This is a genomic window from Streptomyces sp. CC228A (assembly GCF_021390935.1).
Classification (GTDB): Bacteria; Actinomycetota; Actinomycetes; order Streptomycetales; family Streptomycetaceae; genus Streptomyces.
This window is the reverse complement of the sequence record NZ_JAJPUI010000017.1, coordinates 1-20,693: the sequence shown is the minus strand read 5'-3', so window position 1 is coordinate 20,693 and position 20,693 is coordinate 1. Positions and strand designations below refer to the sequence as shown.

The following is a 20,693-nucleotide window of genomic DNA, read 5'->3' as shown; positions in this document are numbered from 1 at the left end:
GTTGACCACCGCACGCGTGTCCTCGGACGGCCTGCTCCCCCTGACCAGCGCCCAACTGGGCATCTGGAACGCCCAGCGCCTCGAACCGGACTCGCCCTACTACCTCGTCGGCGACGTGGTGGAGATATCCGGCGCGCAGCCCGTCGACGTCGACGCCCTCGTCGAGGCGGTCCGCGCCACCACCGAGGAGGCCGAGAGCCTGCGGCTGCGCTTCCACGACACCCCGGACGGCCCGCGCCAGACGATCAGTCACGAACCGGTCCCGCCGCCCCGCGTGGCCGACGTCAGCGGCGAGGCCGACCCGGCGGCCGCGGCCCACGCGCTCGTCGACGCCGAACGGGCCCGGGCGGCCGAGGAATGCCGGGGCATGGTGGACCGGCCCCTGTACACGCGCACCGTCATCAGGCTCTCCGAGCGCGAGGTCTGGTACACCCAGCTCGGCCACCACCTCGTCTTCGACGGCTACACCGCCGCGATGCTCGCCCGCCGCACCGCCGCCCGCTACACCGCCCTCGTCCGCGGCGCCGAGGCGCCGCCGTGCACCTTCGGCCGCTTCGCCGACCTGGTCGCCGCCGACCGCGCCTACCGGGACGGCGACCGGTTCGCCGAGGACCGCGCGTACTGGGTCGAGCGGTTCACGCCGCTGCCCGACCTCGGCCCCCTCGGCGACCCCGACACCGCCGCCGGCCCACCCGAGCGGACCCTGACCGCCCGCGCCGCCGTCACCTCCGACGAGGCGGCCCGGCTCCGCGCGTTCGCCGACCGGGAGGGCGTCAGCTGGGGCGAGGCGCTGATCGCCTGCTACGCCGCCTACCTGCACCGCGCACTGGGCCGCACCGACGTGGTGTTCGCCCTGCCGCTGATGTGCCGGACCGGCTCCGCCGAACTGCGCACCCCCGCCATGGCCGTCAACGTGCTGCCGCTGCGGGTCGCCGTCCACCCCGGCGACGGGCTGGGCGAACTGAGCCGGCGCGTCGCCTCCGCCATGCGGGAGATGCGCGACCACCAGCGGTACCGCGGCGAGGACCTGCCGCGCGACCTCGGCGCGCCCGGCGCGGGCGCGCTGCTGCACGGACGCGGCATCAACCTCAAGGCGTTCGACCTGGCGATCGACTTCGCCGGGGCCACCGGCGTGATGCGCAACGTCGCCGGCGGCCCGCCGGAGGACATGGGGCTGAGCGTGCTGCCGACCCGCGACGGCGGGCTGCTGCTCGGCTTCGAGGTCGACGCCCGCGGCACCGACCAGGCCGCCGTCGACGCGAGGCTGTCCGGCCTGCGCGCCCTACTGGCCGGCCTGGTCGACGGCCGGCCCGTGGGCCGGATCGCGCTCGCCGGCGACACGGACCGGCTCCTGGCCGACTGGTCGCCGCCCGCCCTGCCCGGCACGCCCGTGGACGTCCCCACCGCGTTCGACGCCATGGCCGCCGCCGACCCGGGGCGCACCGCCCTGGTGTGCGGCGCGGACCGGCTGTCCGCGGGGGAAGCTTCGCGGACCGCGTGCACCGGCTCGCCCGCGCCCTGCGCGCCCGCGGGATCGGGCCCGGCGACGTCGTGGCGCTGGCCCTGCCGCGGTCCGCCGACCTGGTGGCCGCCCTCCTCGCGGTGATGGACGCCGGCGCCGCCTTCCTGCCGCTGGACGCCGCGTACCCGCCGGAGCGGCTGCGCGCGCTCGTCGACGACACCCGCCCCGCGCTGGTCCTCACCGACGGGTCCGTCGCCGGCCTGCCGTGGGACTCCTTCGTCGGCGAGGCCGCCGGACTGCCGGGGACGCCGCTGACGGCGGGCGAACTGGCCGGGCCCCGCCACCCCGACCACCTCGCCTACGTCATCCACACCTCCGGCTCGACCGGACGCCCCAAGGGCGTCCTCGGCCGGGCCGGCGGGCTCGCCGCGCTGCTGCACCACCAGCGGTCGACCGTCGTCGCGGAGGCCGAGCGGGCCGCGGGCAGGCGGCTGCGCGCCGCCCACACGTACTCGTTCGCCTTCGACTCCGCGTTCGAGCACCTGGTCTGGCTGCTGTGCGGCCACGAACTGCACGTCTACGACGCCGAGACGGCCCGCGACGCCGACGCCCTGCTCGCCGCCTTCGCCCGCGACGGAATCGACGTCGTCGACACCACCCCGTCGATGGCCGCCCCCCTGATCGACGGCGGACTGCTGGACCTCCGGCCCGCCCTGCTCGTCCTCGGCGGAGAGGCGACCCCGCCCGCACTGTGGCGCCGCATCGCCGCGTCCGGGACCGCCGCGCGCAACATGTACGGGCCCACGGAGGCGTCCGTCACCAGCAGCACCGCGCGCGTCGACGGCGACGAGCCGACGATCGGCCACCCGCTCGCCGGCACCCGCACCTACCTGCTCGACAGCGCCCTGCAGCCGGTGCCGCACGGCACCGCGGGCGAGCTGTACCTGGCCGGCCGCACCTGGCCCGCGGCTACCTCGGCCGCCCGGCGCGACCGCCGAACGGTTCGTCGCAGACCCGTACGGCGCGCCGGGCGACCGGATGTACCGCACGGGCGACCTGGCGCGCTGGGTGCCCGGCCGGGGCCTGGAGTACCTGGGCCGCGGCGACGGACAGGTCAAGATCCGCGGCCACCGCGTGGAGACCGGCGAGGTGGAGGCCGCCCTCGGCGCGGTCCCCGGCGTCACCGCGGCCGCCGCCACCGTCCGGTCGTCGCGGCTGGTCGGCTACGTCGTGTCCGCCTCCGCCACCCCGAAGCGGTGCGCGCCCACCTGGCCGAGCGGCTGCCCGACCACCTCGTGCCCGCGGCGGTCGTGGTGCTCGACGAACTGCCGCTCACCCCCAACGGCAAGCTGGACCGCGCCGCCCTGCCCGCGCCGGCGGTGTCCGGCGGCGGCCGGGAGCCCCGCACCGAGCGGGAGCGCGTGCTGTGCGAGGTCCTCGCCGACGTGCTCGACGTCGAGCGGGTCAGCGTGGACGACGACTACTTCGCCCTCGGCGGCGACAGCATCACCGCCATCGCCGTCAGCAGCAGGCTGCGCGCCAGGGGCCTGGCGCTGCGTCCCCGGGACCTCCTGGCACGCCGCAGCTTCGCCGCCCTGGCCGCCGCCGCCACGCTCGTGGACGACGCGGCCGAGCCGGCGGACGACCCGACCGGGCCGGTGCCGGCCCCGCCGATCGTACGCGCCCTGCTCGACCCGCACCCCGACGTGGACACCGTCGCCGGCTACGCCCAGTGGACGGCCCTGCGGGTCGACGCGCTCGCCCTCGACGACCTCGCCACGGGCGTGCAGACCGTGCTCGACCACCATGACGCGCTGCGGCTGCGGGTCGGCGGCGACGGCTTGGAGGTCCTGCCACGCGGGGACGTGAAGGCCGTCGTCCACGAGGCCCGCGGCACCGGCGCGACCGCCCTCGCCGAGCGCCTCGCCGGGGAACTCGACCCCCGCGCGGGCGACCTGGTGCGGGCCGCGCTGCTGCGCACCGGCGACGGCACGGCGGACCGCCTGGTCGTCGTCGTCCACCACCTCGCCATGGACGGCGTGTCCTGGCGGGTGCTCCTGCCCGACCTCCGGACCGCCTGCACGGGCGGCGCCCTCGACCCCGTCGGGGCGTCCTGGCGGCGCCATGCGGCGCTCCTCGCCGAGCAGGGCCGGACCGGGGCACGGCGCGGCGAACTCGACCACTGGCGGGCCGCACTCGGCTCCGCGTCGCGGCTCGGCGCCCGACCCCTCGACCCGAGCGTGGACACCGTCTCCACCGCCCACCGCTCCGTCACGCTGGCCGGGCCGGAGGTCACCGAGGCGCTGCTCACCACCCTGCCCGCGGCCTACCGGGCCGGCGTCGACGAGGTGCTGCTGGCCGCACTCGTGCTGGCGCTGCGCGCATGGGGACCGCCCGGCGACGCGGTCACCGTCACGATGGAGGGCCACGGCCGCGAACACCTCGACCTGTCCCGCACGGTCGGCTGGTTCACCAGCGAGTACCCGGTCCGCGTTCCCACGGCCGGCGACGTGCGGCAGGTGCTGCGCGCCGCCAAGGAGGCCAAGCGGAGCGTCCCCGACAGCGGCATCGGCTATGGTGTCCTGCGGTCCCTCGACCCGGTGGCCGGCCCCGAACTGTCCGCCACCCCGCCGCCGGACGTGCTCCTCAACTACCTCGGCCGGTTCGCCGCGCTGCCCGGCACCGGATGGCGGCTGCCGGAGCAGGACCCCTTCTCGGTGACCGAACCCGGCGCCAAGGCGCTGGAGCAGGTGCTGGCCCTGAACTGCTTCGTCCACGAGGAGGACGCGCCCCGGCTCGCCGTCGAGTGGACGGCCGCGACCCGGGTGCTCGACGCCGAGGCGGTGGCGGCCCTGCAGACGGCCTGGGCCGCCGCGCTGGACGCGCTCGCCGCTCACGCGCGCGACACCGCGGGCGGCCTCACCCCGTCGGACCTGCCGCTGGTCGACCTCGACCAGGCCGCCCTCGACGCCCTCGAAAGCGCCGCCCCCGGCCGTATCGCCGACGTCCTGCCCGCCACCCCGCTCCAGGTCGGACTCTCCTTCCACACGCTGGTCCGCGACGACCGCGACACGGACGTCTACGTCGTCCAGGCCGTGACCACCCTGGTCGGCGCACTCGACCCGGACCGGATGCGGGAGGCCGCCCGCGAACTGCTGCGCCGCCACTCCGCGCTGCGCGTGTACCTCGCCCAGACCGGCGACGACGTGGTGCAGGTGGTCCCCGCCGACACCGTCCTGGACTGGCGGTGCGACGACCGCTTCCCCGAGGCGGCCCGCGCCGAACTGGAACGCCCCTTCGACCCGGCCAGGCCGCCGCTGATCCGCTTCCTGCTGTCCCGGGTCGGCCCCGCCGAGCACAAGCTGGTCATCACCAACCACCACGCCCTGCTGGACGGCTGGTCGATGCCGCTGGTCGGCCGCACCCTGCTCGCGCTCTACGCCGAGCTCGGCGGCGGGCCCGCCGTGCCCGCCGCCCCGCCGCTGCCGGAGTACTTCCGGTGGCTGGCCGGCCGGGACCGCCGCGCGTCCCTGGACGCCTGGCGGGACGCGCTGGCCGGCGTCGACGACGCGACGCGGCTGGCACCGGCGACCGCCGGCACCGGCGTCGAGCGGCCGGGCCGCGTGACCGTCGGACTGGGACGGGAGTTCAGCGACCGGCTGCGGGCCTTCGCCCGCGAGCAGGGCGTCACCCTGACCACCGTGCTCCAGACGGCCTGGGGCCTGCTCCTCGGCAGGCTCACCGGGAGCCGCGACGTCGTCTTCGGCTGCCCGGTGTCCGGGCGGCCCTCCGAGGTCGACGGCGTCGAGTCGATGATCGGCCAGCTCGGCACCACCATCCCGGTCCGCGTCCGGCACACCCAGGACCAGACCGCGCGCGACCTCCTCGCGGACGTGCACGCCGAGAGCGTCGCCCTCGCGGAGCACCACCACGTCGGACTGCCGGACATCCAGCGGGCGGTGGGCGTCGGGGAACTCTTCGACACCATGCTCGTGATGGAGAACTTCCCGCTGTCCAGCCGGAAGCGCACCCCGCTCGCCCCGGGCCTCGACCTCGCCGGGGTGGACATCACCGACGCCACCCACTACGCGCTGACCGTGATCGTGATCCCCGACGACGAGATCACCCTCGGCCTCGGCTACCAGCCGCGCGCCTTCACCGAGGCGACCGTGCGCGACTACGGCCGCTGGCTGCACCACCTGCTGCGGGAGATCGTCGACGACCCGGCGCGGCCCGCCGTCCGGCTGCCCGCCCTCGACCCCGACGAGCGGCAGCGGATGCTCACCACCGGCACGGACGTCGTGCCCGCCAGGGCCCGCGGCCACTGGCTGGACGAGTTCGCCGGCTGGGTGCGCCGCACGCCCGACGCGGAAGCCCTGGTCTGCCGGGACCGCAGCCTCAGCTACGCCGAACTGGACCGGCAGGCCAACCGGCTCGCCCACGCGCTGATCGCACGCGGGGTGCGCCCCCAGGACCCGGTGGCGGTGCTGCTGGGGCGCGACATCGAGATGACCGTGGCGCTGTTCGGCGTGGCCAAGGCCGGTGCCGTCTACGTGCCGATGGACGCCGCCTACCCCCGCGACCGGCTGGCCTACATGGTCGACGACATCGCGCCGACCGCCTTCGTGACGACAGGGGCCGCCCTGCCCGTCGACCGCGACATCCCCGTCCTGCGGCTGGACGACCCGGCCACGCTCGCCTCCGTGCCGGACACCGACCCGACCGCGGCCCGCGCCCGGCTCACCGACGACGCCCTCGCGTACGTCATCTACACCTCCGGAACCACCGGGCGGCCCAAGGGCGTCGGCGTCACCCACCGCGGCGTGCCCGACCTGATCGCCCTCCAGGAGGAGGTCGTCGGCGTCACCGAGCACGACCGGTACCTGCACTTCGCGTCGACCAGCTTCGACGTGGCGTTCTGGCAGACCATGGTGCCGCTGCTGTCCGGCGGCACGTCCGTGATCGCCCCCGAGGAGGTGCGCGTACCCGGCGACGAACTCCTCGACTACATCGCCGAGCACCGCGTGACCGGCGTGAACCTGCTCCCGTCGTTCCTGGCCGCCATGCCCGACGACCGCACGGTCCACCCCGACGTGTTCTTCGTCGTCGGAGCCGAGCGCCTCGACCACGAGCTGGCCCGGCGCTGGGGCACCGGACGCAGGGCCCTCTTCAACGCCTACGGGCCGACCGAGGTCACCATCAACGCCGTGACCTGGCGCTACGACCCCGACGAGGCCGACGACACCGGTCCGCTGCCCATCGGCCGCCCCGACCCCAACGTCCGCGCCTACGTGCTCGACAGCGGGCTCCAGCCGGTCGGCACCGGCGTGACGGGCGAGCTGTACCTCGCCGGGCCGAGCCTGGCCCGCGGCTACCTCGGCCGCCCCGCCCTGACCGCCGCGGCCTTCGTCGCCGACCCGTACGGCCCTCCCGGCGAGCGGATGTACCGCACCGGCGACCGCGTGCGGTGGCGGGCGGACGGACAGCTCGTCTTCCTCGGCCGCGTCGACCACCAGGTCAAGATCCGCGGCTTCCGCGTCGAGCCGGGCGAGATCGAGTCCGCCCTGACGCGCCACCCCGACGTGCGCGCCGCCGCCGTGATCGTGCGCGACGGCAGGCTCGTCGGCTACGTCATCCCGACCGACGGCGCCGACCCGGACACCGAGCGGCTGCGCGCCCACCTGGCCGCGGAGCTGCCCGACCACATGGTCCCCACCGCCCTCGTCACCCTCGACCGGCTGCCGCTGACCCCCGGCGGCAAGCTCGACACCGCCGCGCTGCCGGCCCCCGGGACCGCGTCCGCCGCGCGCCGCGAACCCGCCACCGAGACGGAAGCGGTCCTCCTCGGCGTGTTCCGGGACGTCCTCGGCACCGACGGCATCGGACCCGACGACGACTTCTTCGCCATCGGCGGCGACAGCATCGTGGCCCTGCAGGTGGTGTCCCGGGCCCGCCGCAGGGGACTGGGCCTCACCGCGCGGGACGTGTTCGGGGGAGAGACGGTCGCCGGGATCGCGGCGCGCGCCCGCACCCTCGGCGACGGAGACGCCCCCGCGGTCGGCGATGCCCCGCTGACGCCGATCATGCGGGACCTGCTGCACCGCGCCGGGAGCGCCGCGGACGGCTTCTGCCAGTGGGTGGAGCTCTGCGTGCCGCCAGGCGGCGACGAGGCGGCCTGGCGGGCCGTCCTCGACGCGGTCCTGGCCCGGCACGACGTGCTGCGCGCCCACCTCGCCGACGGCGACACCGTGCTGCGCGTCCCGCCCGCCGGCGCCGTGACGGCCGCCGACGTGCTGACCCGCGTACCGGCGGACGACGAACCGCGGGCCCAGGTCGCCGCCTGGACCGCCCGGACCCGCGACACGATGGACCCGCGCACCGGCCCGCTGCTGCGTGCGCTGTGGGTGGACGCCGGACCCGCCCGGCCGGGCAGACTCGTCCTGCTCGCCCACCACCTCGTCGTCGACGGCGTGTCCTGGCGCATCCTGCTGGACGACGTCCGGCACGCCCACTCCGGTGGCGCGCTGGCCCGGCACGGCCAGTCGTTCCTCGGGTGGGCCCGCTCCCTGCGCGACGCCGACCGGACGGCCGAACTGCCGCACTGGCGGCGGGTGACCGCCGCACGGGCGCTCACCCGGCCCCTCGACCCCGCCCGGGACACCGTGGCCACCGCGGCGCACCACGAGATCCGGCTCGACGCCGACGCCACCCGCGCCCTGGTCACGACCCTGCCCGCCGCCCACCGCACCACCCCGGACGCCGTGCTGCTCGCGGCCCTCGCCCGGGCGGTGCGGGACTGGCGGGGGGCGCGGGAACTCCTGGTCGCGCTGGAGAGCCACGGCCGCCCGCCGCAGGTCGACCTGGACCAGACCGTCGGCTGGTTCACCGCCGTCCACCCCGTGCGGCTCGACGCCGACGACGACGTGCCGGCGGTCGCGCAGCGGCTGCGCGCCCAGGGCGACGGCCTCGGCCACGGCATCCTCACCGCGGCGGGTCTGCTGGACCCCGTGCGGCCGGAGATCGCCTGGAACTACCTCGGCCAGTACCCGGGCGCCCCCACTGAGGAGACGCCGTGGCAGGCACCGCCGGACGCCGACCCCCTCGGCTCGGGCGGCGCCGACGAACTGCCCCTGCCGCACAGCCTGACGGTCAACGCCCTCGTACGCGACGGCGCGCTCGGGGTCCGCATCACCTGGCCCTCCGCCCTGTTCACCGCCGCCGAGATCGAGGACCTGGCCGGGCACCTGCGGGCCGCGCTGCTGCACACCGCCGCCGCGCCGGAGATCCGGGCGCTCGCGGGCGACCGCCCGGTCGCCGAGGTGCAACCGCTCACCCCGCTGCAGGAGGTGATGCTGCGCCACTCCCGCACCGAGCGGCCCGATCCGTACACCGTCCAGTCGGCGTTCACCCTCGCCGGGCCGCTCGACACCGACGCCCTGCGCGCCGCCGGCGCCGACCTGCTGGCCCGCCACCCGAACCTGGGCGCCGTGTTCCCCGCCGGCCTCGCGGTGATCCCGGAGGGGGCCCGGCCGGAGTTCCGCGTGTCCGACGGCCCGGCGGAGGAGGTCCTGGCGGCCGACCTGGCCGAGCCGTTCGACCTGGCCGGGGGACCGCTGTTCCGCCTGACCGTGATCCGGCGGGGCCCCGACCTCGCGGACCTCGTCCTGACCAGCCACCACGTCCTGTCGGACGGCTGGTCGGCGCCGCGCATCCTCACCGAGCTGTTCGCCCTCTACACCGCGCGTCTGCGCGGCGTGGAGCCCGGCCTGCCCGCCCCCGTGCCGTTCGCCGGCTACCTGCGCTGGCGCACCGACCACGAGCCCCGGCTCGCTCCCTGGGAGGCCGAGCTGGACGGCCTGCCCGAAGGGGACTACCTGGGCGCAGGCGACCCCGGCCCCGCCTGGCAGGAACCCGCGGTCATCGCCTTCGGGCCGGCCCTGGTGGCCGAGCTGTCCGAGCTCGCCGCGCGCCGCGGCCTGACCCGCAACACCCTGGTGCAGGGCGCCTGGTCGGTGCTGCTGGCCCGGCGGTCCGGCCGCACGGACGTGTGCTTCGGCGCGATGGTCGCCTGCCGGCCGCCGGAGCTGGAGGGCGTCGAGGAGATCATCGGCCTGCTGGCCAACACCGTGCCGGTACGCGCCCGCCTCGCGGGCACCCTGGCGGACACGCTCCACGACCTGCAGGCCCGGCAGCGGGCCCTGGTCGAGCACCACCACGTCGCCCAGACCGACCTGGAACGGCTCACCGGCCGCCGCCGGCTCTTCGACAGCCTCGTGGTGTTCGAGAACTACCCCGTGGATCCGGACCGGCTGCGCGAACCCGCCCCCGGACTCACCGTCGCCGGGACCCGGTTCCGCGAGGCCACGCACCACCCGGTCACCCTCACCGTCATGCCGGACGGCGACGGCTGGACCGGCGTGCTCGCCCACCGGGCCGGGGTGGACGTCGACGGGCTCGCCGAGGAACTCCTCGACCTGCTCCGCACCCTGGGCAGCCGACTCGACGACGACGTGCGCGGCCTGCTGGAGCGCCGATGAGCGCCGACGCGGCCCCGCCGGCCGAGCGGGTCGACCGGGGACTGCTGAGGATCGCCTTCATCCTGGTCCTCGGCACCTTCATGGCCACCATCGACGCCACGATCGTCAGCGTCGCCCTGGACACCCTGACCGAGGAGTTCGACGCCGGGGTCACCGAGATCCAGTGGGTCAGCACCGCCTACCTGCTGGCCGTCGTCGCCGCCGTGCCCGCGTCCGGCTGGCTCGCCGACCGGTACGGCGGCCGCCGCACCTGGCTCGCCGCGGTGGGGGTCTTCCTGCTCGGCTCGGCGCTGTGCGCGCTGGCCTGGTCGGCGACGAGCCTGATCGTGTTCCGGGTCGTCCAGGGCCTCGGTGGCGGGCTGCTGCCCGCCACCGGGCAGGCGCTCCTGGCCCGCGTCGCCGGACCCGGCCGCACCGGACGGGTGATCAGCATCGTCGCGGTCGTGCCGCTGCTGTCACCCGTGCTCGGCCCGCTCGCGGGCGGCTCCTCCTCGCGGTGGCGCCCTGGCCGTGGCTCTTCCTGGTCAACCTGCCCATCGGGGCCGCCGCGTTCCTGCTCGCCCGCCGCCACGTGCCCGCCGTGCCGCCGTCGGACCGGCGGGCCGCGTTCGACCTGCGCGGGGCCCTGCTGCTGTCGCCCGGCCTGGCCGTGCTGGTGCTCGGGCTGACCGAGACGGCCCACGGCCGGACCCTGCCGCCGCGGTCGCCGTGACGGCGGGCCTGGCGATGCTGGCCGCCTTCACCGCGCACGGGCTGAGGACCCGCCGCACCCCGCTGGTCGACCCGCGGCTGTTCACCCGCCCGCCGTTCGGCGCCGCCGCCCTGGCGCTGCTGGTCCTGGGGGCGTCGGTGTTCGGCACGATGTTCCTGCTGCCGCTGTACTTCCAGACCGGCCGCGGACTGTCGGCCTGGGAGGCCGGACTGCTGCTCGCCCCCCAGGGGCTGGGCGCGGCGGCCGGCTCCGTCCTCGTCAACCGCACGATCGACAAGGTCGTGCCGAGGACCCTCGTGGTCGCCGGCATCGCGTTGATCCTCGCGGGCACGGTCCCGTTCACCTGGCTCGGCCACGGCGTCCCGGACGTCGCCCTCGCCGCGGCGCTCGTGGTCCGCGGCGTCGGCATGGCGATGATCGGCGCGCCCGTCATGAACATCGTCTACAGCCGGATCGAACCCGCACACCTCCCGCGCGCGTCGGGAGCGCTCAACCTGCTCAACACCGTCGGCGGCTCCGTCGGCACCGCGGCTCTCGCCGTGGTCCTGCAGGACCGGCTGGCCGCCCGAGGCCCGGACGTCTCCGGGGCGTTCGCCGACACCTTCTGGTGGGTGCTCGGTCTCTGCCTGCTCGCCGCCGCCGGGGCCACGAGGCTGCCCCGTACCCACGTGAGGAAGTCATGACCCGTCCCCTGCCCGCACCGGCCGATCTCGCCGCGGTGCGTCCTCTGCCCACACCGGCGGACCTCGCCACCGCCCATCCGCTGCCGACCCCCGCCGAGCTGGCCTCGGCCCACCCGCTCACCCCGGCCGCCGCCGTCGCCCGGCACCGCGACACGGTCGCCGCCGTCCTCGCCCGCCGGGACCCCCGCCTGCTCGTCGTCGTCGGGCCCTGCTCGGTCCACGACACCACCGCGGGGCTGGAGTACGCGGCGCTGCTCGCCGACGCTGCCGAGCGCCTTGCCGACGACCTGGTCGTGGTCCTGCGCGCCTATCTGGAGAAGCCCCGCACCGTCACCGGCTGGACCGGCCTGCTCACCGCCCCCTCCGTCGACGGCAAGGGCGATCTGGCCAGGGGGCTGCACCTCGGCCGGTCCTTCCTGACGGAGGCGGCCGCCACGGGACTGCCCCTGGCGTACGAGTTCGTGGACCCCGCCCTCGCCCCGTACGTCGCCGACACGGTGTCGTGGGCCGCCATCGGCGCGCGCACCGTCGCCAGCCAGCCCCACCGCCATCTGGCCTCCTGGCTCCCCATGCCGGTCGGCATGAAGAACTGCGTCTCCGGCAGCACGGACACCGCGATCGCCGCCGTCCGGGCCGCCGCCCACGCGCACACCCTCCCCGGCCTGTCCTCCGACGGCCGCCTCACCACCCTCCAGAGCGCCGGGAACCCCGACGCCCACCTGGTCCTCCGGGGCGGCCCCGCCCCCAACTACGACCGGGCGAGCATCGCGCGCGCCCGCTCGGCCCTCGCCGCGTCCGGCCTTCCGGAGCGCATCGTCGTCGACGCCTCCCACGGCAACAGCGGCAAGGACCACAACCGCCAGCCCGCCGTGGTCGCCGACCTGGCCGGGCAGATCGCCGACGGCGACCCCTCCCTGGCCGGCGTCATGATCGAGTCGTACCTGTCCGACGGGAGGCAGGACCCGGACGCCCGGGTGCTGCGCCCCGACGTGAGCGTCACCGACTCCTGCCTCGGCTGGTCCCGCACCGAGCCGCTGCTGGAAGGCCTGGCCCTGGCCTCCCGCCGCCGGAGCCGCCCCGGCGGGTGAGCCGACGGGCCGGGGGCGCAGGGAGCGCCCCGGCCCGTCGGCACGCCCTCCGCGGAGAACAGCCGAGGAGGCGTCGGCGGCCGCCACCCGTCCCGGGTGCGCGGCCCCCGGTCGGGCGCGCGTGCGGCGCGGACCGGCGCCCGTCCGCAGGCCCTCGGCGCGCCCCGCGGGCCCGGCGGGGCGCCGGACCGGGGCTTCCGGTCCGTCAGGGCAGGTCGAGCAGGGAGGAGTCGCCCGCCGCGATGTACTCGTCGGCCGCGGTCTCCCCGCCGCCCTCGGGCCGCAGGCGCTGCAGCACGAGGCCGGGTCTCGCGCGGCCGCTCCGGTCGGCGCCGGTGACGACGACCACGCCTTCGTCCTCGCCGTGCAGCACGAGGCCCGGCTCACCGGAGTAGCGGCCGCGGGACACCCTCGCCGCGAGCACGTCGAGCCGCCGGCCGCCGTGGTGGGTGAAGGCGTTCGGGCACAGCGGGCGCCGGGCCTCGACGAAGCGGGCCACGTCCTCGGCGGGGCGGGTCCAGTCGATCCGGCCGTCCTCGTCGGAGCCGGGGTCGGCGAGCGGCTCGGCGTCCCGGACGGGCGCGTGGACCACCCCGGCCGGGTTGCGTTCGAGGTGGCGGTGCACTCGGCGGAGCAGGGTGGCGAGGACCTCGCGTTCCCGGGGGCACAGGGGGGCCAGGACCTCGTCGTCCGTCGCGGCGATGTCCGCGTTGAGCCGGTCGAGGAAGGTCCGGCCCTCCGGGGTCAGCCGCACGAGGACCCGGCGCCGGTTCCCCGGGTCCCTGGCGCAGTCGAGGTGCCCCGTCTGGACCAGATCCTTGACGATCTTCGCCAGGTCGCTCAGGTTCATGTCGAGCCGTGCGGCGAGCACGGTCTTCATCTGCGGGCCCAGGTCGGCCACCATCGCCATGACGGTCAGGTGCCACAGCCGCAGGTTGTGGGAGGTCAGGCGCTCGGTGAGCCGGCGGCGGGCGGCCTTGCCGACGGCGTACACGAGGTACGCGTTGAGGTGCAGCACGCTGGGCGGGGTCATGCTCAGGCGCGGTGGGCCCGAGGAGGCGGGGCCGGGGCTCCCGCTGTCGGGGGCCGCGTCCCCGGGGCCCGGTGCCGCCCCCGGGGCAGCGGAGCCCTGGGGTGTGAGATCGGTGTTCGCCAGCGCTCTGAAGACCTCGGCCCAGTCGGTCGTCGGCGTGTTGGAGATCGCGACGACGGTGAACGCGGTACCGGACGCGTCGTGCGCGGTGCCGGAGATGACCGGATGTTCCATACGTTCCCCCTTGCTCGCCATGGAAGTCAGGTGCACCTGACCTGGCCATGTCCTTCAACGATGCCGGCGCCCCTCAGGACCGTCTGAGGGGCGCCGGAGTGCGGTGGGGCTGGGAGCCCCGGGCCTCACGGGCGGCTGGTCAGGTATCCGCCCAGGGAGGTGAAGTACGCGGAGGCGGGCAGCTCGCGGCCGTCCTCGGTCCGCACGCGGGTGATCGCGAGGCCGTGGTTGCGTCCGGTGCGGGCGTCCGCGCCGGCGACGATGACGACGCCGTCGCCCTCGCGGTAGAAGATCCGCCCCGGGGTGCCTCCGTAGCGGCCCTCGGACACGACCGCGGACAGAACCTCCAGGCGCTTGCCCTTGTGGAAGGTGAAGGCGCTCGGGTACGGGGCCGACTGGGCGCGCACCAGGCGCTCCAGGGCGTCCGCCGGCCAGTCCCAGTCGATCCGGATGTCCTCCTCGGACCGCTTGTGGAAGAAGCTCGCCTGGGAGCGGTCCTGCGGGGTGAACTCGGTCTCGCCGGCGGCGATCCGCGCCAGGGCGCCGAGCGTGACGGGGGCGATCAGGTCGACCGTCTTGTGGAAGAGGTCGGTGGCCGTGTCCGTCGGCTCGACCGGTACCGCCCGCTGGTCCACGATGTCGCCCGCGTCGAGGACTTCGTCCATCATGTGGGCCGTCACGCCCACCTCCTGCTCCCCGTTGACGAGGGCCCAGATCAGGGGCGAGAAGCCGGCGTACTTCGGCAGGAGCGAGTCGTGGATGTTCAGCGTGCCGTGGCGGGGCAGGGAGTAGACGCGCGGCGGGATCCACGTGCGCCAGTTGTTCGCCACGATGATGTCCGGATCGGCCTGCTTGAGGAGGTCGAACAGCTCGTCGTCGTCCGGCCGGTTGCGGATCACGACGGGCACTCCGTGCTCGGCCGCGAGGTCGGCCACGGAGTCGCTCCAGATCTTCTCGTAGGCGTGCTCGCTCTTGGGGTGCGTCACGACCGTCACGACGTCGTGTTCGGACTCCAGGAGCGCCTTCAGCGTGCGGTGACCCCAGGTCTGGTAACCGAACATGACGACCCGCATAGGGGTTCCTCCTCGGGGAGAACGAGTGATCGACGCAAGTAAAGCAAGGCTTACCTAACAAGGCAATTCGTGGCCCGAGTGGGTCGATTGATGGGCAATCAGACGCCGCCTGCCCCATTTGTCGCGTCGACAGCTTGCCTCAGGTCAGGTTAGCTTTACCTAAGTTGCGACTGGCTGGCGGCTGCCGGACCCGGTGTCGCGTTCTTTTCATCCCACGCCTCGCAGGCGGCAGTTCCGCACGATGGGAGTGACATGTCTCAGGGTCTTCCTGGCGACGCCCCACTGATCCACGACCTCATAGGCATCGGCTTCGGGCCGTCCAATGTGGCCATGGCGACAGCGCTGAGCGAGCACAACGCCCGGGTCGGAAGACAGGAGGCCGTCACCGCGCACTTCTTCGAGCGGCAACCGGGCTTCGGCTGGCACCGCGGCATGCTGATCGACGACGCGACCATGCAGGTGTCCTTCCTCAAGGACCTCGTGACGCTGCGCAACCCGGCCAGCGAGTCCAGCTTCCTGTGCTACCTGCAGAGCAAGGGCCGGCTGGTCGACTTCGTCAACCACAAGAACCTGTTCCCGCTCCGCGTCGAGTTCCACGACTACCTGGAGTGGGTCGCGGCCAAGGTCGACGACATGGTCTCCTACGGCCACGAGGTCGTCTCCGTCGAACCCGTCGAACGCGACGGAGTGATCGAGTACCTGGACGTGACGGCCCGGTCGGGCACGGAGACCGTGGTCCACCGGGCCCGCAACCTCGTGATCGGCACTGGCCTGCGCCCGTCGATGCCCGAGGGCGTCGAGCGGACCGCGCGCGTCTGGCACACCTCCGAGCTGCTCGCGAAGGTCGACACCCTGGACGGCACCCGCCCCACCCGCTTCGTCGTCGTCGGTGCCGGCCAGAGCGCGGCCGAGAACGTCGCCTACCTGCACCGACGCTTCCCCGAGGCCGAGGTGTGCGCCGTCTTCTCCCGGTACGGCTACAGCCCCGCCGACGACAGCAGCTTCGCCAACCGCATCTTCGACCCGGACGCCGTGGACGAGTACTTCACGGCTCCCGAGGAGGTGAAGCGCAGGCTGATGGAGTACCACGGGAACACCAACTACTCGGTCGTCGACATCGACCTGATCGACGACCTCTACCGGCGGGTGTACCAGGAGAAGGTCCTCGGCGCGCAGCGCCTCCGCTTCCTCAACGTCTCCCGGCTCACCGGCGTGCAGGAGGACGGCGGCAGGGTCCGCGCCTCCGTCACCTCGCTCGTGACCGGGGAGCAGACGGTGCTGGACGCCGACGCCGTCGTGTTCGCCACCGGCTACAGCCCTGCCGACCCCGTCGGGCTGCTCGGCGCGGTCGCCGGCCACTGCCGCCTCGACGGGCAGGGGCGCGTCCGCGTCGAGCGGGACTACCGCCTCGCCACCGATCCCGCGCTGGCGTGCGGCATCTACCTCCAGGGCGGGACCGAGCACACCCACGGCATCACGTCGTCCCTGCTCTCCAACACCGCCGTCAGGGTCGGCGAGATCCTCGACTCCCTCCTCGCCCGGGACCGGATGCCCGCCCCGGGCGAACCCCGGCCGGTCGCCGACGGCATCGGCTCGGCGCGCTAGGAGGCGGCGCCTGCACGGCGGCGTCATCCGCCGGCACCTCGCGCCGGGTACCCACGCCCACACGTCGCGCCGGCGCCCGTGGGCGCGAGGGCAGGACGCCGAGCGCCCTCCGGGAGCGTCTTCGCCGGGGCGGCCGTCCCGCGGGGCGGCCGCCCCGCAGGCGCACCGGGTGGCGAGGAACCGACCGGGGAAGGTCGCCGCCGGACCGCCGCCTGCACCCCCGTCCGCCCGCGGCTGACGCCAGGCCGACGGACCGCGGGAGCACGCCCCGCACCCGCCGGAGGCCGCCCGCGCCGACCGAGTGGTCCCGGACCGCGCCGCCCCGAGGCCCCTCCGGGTCGCCCGTCCCGTCCGCCGGCCCGCCCGCCACCACCAGGGGGACGACCGCCGGCGCGCATCCGAGCCGCCGCATCCCGAGCCGCCGCGGACCGCCGCAGCCCCTTCCGGCAGCCGCGACCCCGCTGTCCACCGCACCCTCAGAGGAGAGACACCGTATGCCCACCAACCCGTTCGAGGACCCGCAGGGCGCTTTCCTGGTCCTGGTCAACGACGAGAACCAGCACTCCCTGTGGCCGGCCTTCGCCGAGGTCCCGGCCGGCTGGACACCCGTCACCGGCCCGGACACCCGCGAGGCGTGCCTCGCATACGTCGAGGAGCACTGGACCGACCTGCGCCCCGCAAGCCTCGTCGCCGCCCAGGGCTGACGGTGCGGCCGCCGGGCCGCGGCGGCCCGGGAGTCCGCCGTGAGGGCTCCCGGCTCCGCGCGCCGCGGCACGGTTCACAGCCGGGGAGCGGATGCTGCCGGACGTATCCCGGCGCCCGGGACTGCTCCGCGCGCCGCGCCCCGCCACGGCCCGCGCCCGCCGGGCGGTACGTCCGCGGTCGGCCGTGCCCGCCCGGCCGTACGGCCGTGACCGGGCGCCCCGCCTGTGCGGTCCCCGCCGGACGGGCGACGGCGTACCCGGGCGGCCGCGCCGCATCGCCGAAGAACCCGCACCGCCACGCCCCCCGGCGGCGCCGCCGCCCCTCGCAGGGCGGTACATGCCGGAAGCCGCAGCAACGGCGGCCGGCCGCCGCCCCCGTGACGCCCCGACCTCTGGAGGACGGACCGCCCATGATGCTCTGCACCAGGCTGACGAACGCGAACATCCTCACCATGGACCCCGACCACCCGGTCGCCCGCGACCTGGGTATCTGGCGGGGACGCATCGCCGGACTCGACGAGGCCGTGGCCTCGCTGCCCGCCCGGGAGGTCGTCGACCTCCACGGGGCCACCGTGCTGCCCGGATTCATCGACAGCCATGTGCACCTGTCATGGACGGGCCTCAAGGCCCGCACCCCGAGCATCTCCGGCCTCACCCGCGTCGACGACGTGCTCGCCGCCATCGAGGACGCCGTGTCCCGCAGGGGCCCCGCCGGCACCTGGGTAAGCATCGGCGGCTACGACCAGCGGGCCCTCGGCAGGCACCTGACCGCCGCCGAGCTGGACCGGGTCGGCCACGGCCGCCGGATCTTCCTCATGCACGACTCAGGCCACGCCTGTGTGGTCAACACCGCCGTGCTGGACCTGCTCCCCGCCGACGTCCCGCACGACGACGGACTCCTCGTGGAGCAGGCCATGGGGGCCGTACGGCGGCTCCGCCTGCCCCACGCCCAGTGCGACCTCGCCGACGCCATCGAGCACGCCGCCCGCGCCTGCCTCGCGGAGGGCGTCACCGCCTGTGCCGAGGCCGGCATCGGCGGCGGCCTGCTCGGCCACAGCCCGGTGGAGCTCGGGGCCTACCAACTCCTGCGCGACCAGGGCCGGCTGCCGCTGCGGATCCAGCTCATGCCCGGCGGCGACACCCTGAAGCCGTCCGGCGCCCACGAACAGGACGGCATCCCGCGCGCGCTCGACCTCGGCCTGCGCACCGGGTTCGGAGACGACTGGCTCTCCGTCGGCCCGCTCAAGATCTACACCGACGGCGGCATGATGGCCCGCACCGCCGCCCTCACGGAGCCGTACGAGGGGCTGGACCACACGGGCCGGCTCCAGGACGACGCCGAGCGCCTCAGGGACCTCATCGTGGACGGGCACCTCGGCGGCTGGCAGCTCGCCGTGCACGCCATCGGCGACCGGGCGGCCGACCTCGCCCTTGACGCACTGGAGCACGCGCAGCGGCTGCGGCCCCGCCCCGACGCCCGCCACCGCATCGAGCACGCCGGACTGATCCGCCCCGACCAGCTCCCCCGCATGGCCCGGCTCGGCGTCAGCGCGGTCGTCCAGCCCAACTTCCTCCGCTACTTCGGCGACGACTACGCCACGGTCATGGGGGAGCGCCGCGCGCCCTGGATGTACCGGGGCAGGGGCTTCCTCTCCCACGGCATCACGGTCGTCGGCAGCTCCGACCGGCCCGTGGCGGACGGGTCCCCGCTGCGTGCCATCCAGTTCATGGTCGAGCGCGCGTCCGCGTCGGGCCGGCTGATCGGCCCCGACGAGGGCCTCACGGTCGACGAGGCCCTCCGCGCCTACACCGTCGCGGGTGCCTACGCCTGCCGCTGGGACGCCACCGCGGGCAGCCTCACGCCGGGCAAGCGCGCCGATCTGGTCGTCCTCGGCGACGACCCCCGCCGTGTCGAACCCTCCCGGATCGGGGGTATCGACGTCGTGACGACGGTCGTGGACGGCCGTGACACCAAGGGGACGTGGGCGGCATGACGGGACAGCACGACGGCCTCGCAGCGTGGGCGCACCTCTGGGAGCCGCCCGCCTCCCCGCCCCGGCCGTGTGCGCAGGTTCGAATCCTGCCGGGGGCACTTCGCGGAAGTGCCCGAAGACCCCGCCATCAGCGGAAACGCTGAGGTCGGGGTCTTTGTTTGTTCTCTGCAGGTGACCACCGGCCACGGACAGGCCGCGTGTACCCCCGGACAGGCTCGACGCGCGGCTTGCCTGCGGCCCGGCTACTCGGGGCTGCCGTGTCTGCCGCCTTCGGACAGGCTCGGTTCCTATCCCACCTCGGCGCCCGCGCCGACAGCATCTGAACCCGGCGCTCGGTGCGGCATGCAGCCCCGCTGAGACCACGCAGCGGGGCGCCCCTGTGGAGCCTCCCTCGGTTCGGCGACGGGAAGACGGCGGGGTTGCTGATCCCGGGTTCGTACGGGCCCGGAGGTGCGCGCAGGAGCGGTCCGAGGGTACGCGTGCGCCTACAGGCGGACGCGGCGCTTGCCGGACATGCCGTATGCGTCGGACGAGCCGAAGGAGTCCTCTGACGCACCGCCCATCTGCTGACTCATCCACACCGGCGTGACGCCTGGTGCCCGCTGCCTGTTCCGCCTCGCGGCCGGCTTCCTGGGCGGTCCGTCCGCCACTTCCGTCCTTGCTTTGACCGCTGCAGCCCCCACCCCGGGGCAGACGGCCCTCACGCCCGCTGCGGCCCATGCGAGGAGTCGCCCACGGCCGGCGAAGCGATGGGTACCGGCGTCTCGGGCGCTGTTCTCGATGAAGCTCGTTCACCGACCGATGCCCCTCCTCGCCGGTCGTACGGTCCTGCCGTTGCTCACAGCCGGGATGCATCCGCCTGCCCTGACTTCTCTTCCACCGCTGACCTGGGTCTGCGTCGGCGATCCGCGCCGCGCCCAGATTTTCGCCCGATCCCTGGCTACCGGGAAGGCGCTGGACCGTTGGGCCGGTATCCCGCACCAAATCCTGGCCGTCGGTGCATGCAACTTTCCGCGCCCCCTGCGGATCGGTGGCCTGCCGTACGCGTTACGCCCCCCGCCGCTTGACCACCCACGAGACCGTGCGGCCCCGGAAGCCCCGTCCAGAACGGGCAACCGCCTGTCGGCGTCGTGCGGTTGTGAGACAGGGGCGGCAGGCTGCCCACTTCCACGCAGCACCTCTCAAGGCCGTGGAGCCCTGCACGACGCACACCACCCTCCTCCTCTGCACACCCCTGCCGGCCTGCCGCGCCCCACCAGAGAGCGCAGCGCACCGGAGGAGGATGCAAGGTGGGATTGGCGCTGCGCATCGTCCATGTCGACATCCGGGTCGGTGTCGACCCGCGCAACGGGAGGTCGTCGGCATCTCCCCGTCACCCTCACGGGCTGGGAAGCCCTGGGCCCGCACGGACACAGCCAGCGACAGCCGCAGAGCCGAGGCGCTACAGCCTCCGCTCGGGCGCTTGGCCGCGGAGTGCCGGTTGCAGGCCGGCCGCTCCTGTCGTCGGCGAACGGGGACGAGTCGACACCCTGATCTCCGGTCTCATCGAGATCCCCCTACCCGACGGA

8 protein-coding genes and 1 pseudogene are annotated in these 20,693 nt (G+C 75.2%); 7 read left to right on the top strand and 2 right to left on the bottom strand.

Annotation, left to right across the window (positions count from 1 at the left end):
- The first annotated feature begins 1 nt into the window (after position 1).
- The 4 genes and pseudogenes from L6E17_RS29550 (at position 2) to L6E17_RS29535 (ending at position 12,482) form a co-directional block, all read left to right on the top strand.
- Positions 2 to 1,606: a condensation domain-containing protein gene (locus tag L6E17_RS29550; protein ID WP_236243703.1), complete on the top strand. Its 1,605-nt coding sequence runs from the start codon at positions 2 to 4 to the stop codon at positions 1,604 to 1,606.
- A complete protein-coding gene (locus tag L6E17_RS29545; RefSeq protein ID WP_236243702.1) occupies positions 1,498 to 9,999 on the top strand; it encodes a non-ribosomal peptide synthetase in 8,502 nt (2,833 codons plus the stop codon). The genes L6E17_RS29550 and L6E17_RS29545 overlap by 109 nt, the downstream gene beginning before the upstream one ends.
- Positions 9,996 to 11,394: pseudogene (locus tag L6E17_RS29540) on the top strand (MDR family MFS transporter). Before L6E17_RS29545 ends, L6E17_RS29540 begins: the two are co-directional and overlap by 4 nt.
- A complete protein-coding gene (locus L6E17_RS29535) occupies positions 11,391 to 12,482 on the top strand; it encodes a 3-deoxy-7-phosphoheptulonate synthase (protein ID WP_236243701.1) in 1,092 nt (363 codons plus the stop codon). Before L6E17_RS29540 ends, L6E17_RS29535 begins: the two are co-directional and overlap by 4 nt.
- Positions 12,483 to 12,687: 205 nt before the next feature.
- On the opposite strand, the gene L6E17_RS29530 is transcribed toward L6E17_RS29535, so the two are convergent.
- Together L6E17_RS29530 and L6E17_RS29525 are read right to left on the bottom strand one after the other, a co-directional pair.
- Positions 12,688 to 13,749 (bottom strand): winged helix DNA-binding protein, encoded by a 1,062-nt coding sequence (locus tag L6E17_RS29530; protein WP_236243700.1) that lies wholly within the window; start codon positions 13,747 to 13,749, stop codon positions 12,688 to 12,690.
- Positions 13,750 to 13,874: 125 nt separating this feature from the next.
- Positions 13,875 to 14,822, bottom strand: a complete 948-nt coding sequence (locus L6E17_RS29525) for a methionyl-tRNA formyltransferase (RefSeq protein WP_236243699.1) — start codon at positions 14,820 to 14,822, stop codon at positions 13,875 to 13,877.
- A 252-nt stretch (positions 14,823 to 15,074) separates the two neighbouring features.
- Here L6E17_RS29525 and L6E17_RS29520 point away from each other — a divergent pair, with 252 nt between their 5' ends.
- The 3 genes from L6E17_RS29520 (at position 15,075) to L6E17_RS29510 (ending at position 19,125) form a co-directional block, all read left to right on the top strand.
- Positions 15,075 to 16,427: a lysine N(6)-hydroxylase/L-ornithine N(5)-oxygenase family protein gene (locus L6E17_RS29520; RefSeq protein WP_236243698.1), complete on the top strand. Its 1,353-nt coding sequence runs from the start codon at positions 15,075 to 15,077 to the stop codon at positions 16,425 to 16,427.
- Between the two features lie 494 nt (positions 16,428 to 16,921).
- The gene (locus L6E17_RS29515; protein ID WP_236243697.1) at positions 16,922 to 17,131 is read left to right on the top strand and encodes an MbtH family protein; all 210 of its coding nucleotides are present in this window, start codon (positions 16,922 to 16,924) and stop codon (positions 17,129 to 17,131) included.
- A gap of 413 nt (positions 17,132 to 17,544) precedes the next feature.
- The gene (locus tag L6E17_RS29510; RefSeq protein ID WP_236243716.1) at positions 17,545 to 19,125 is read left to right on the top strand and encodes an amidohydrolase; all 1,581 of its coding nucleotides are present in this window, start codon (positions 17,545 to 17,547) and stop codon (positions 19,123 to 19,125) included.
- The last annotated feature ends 1,568 nt before the right edge of the window (positions 19,126 to 20,693 follow it).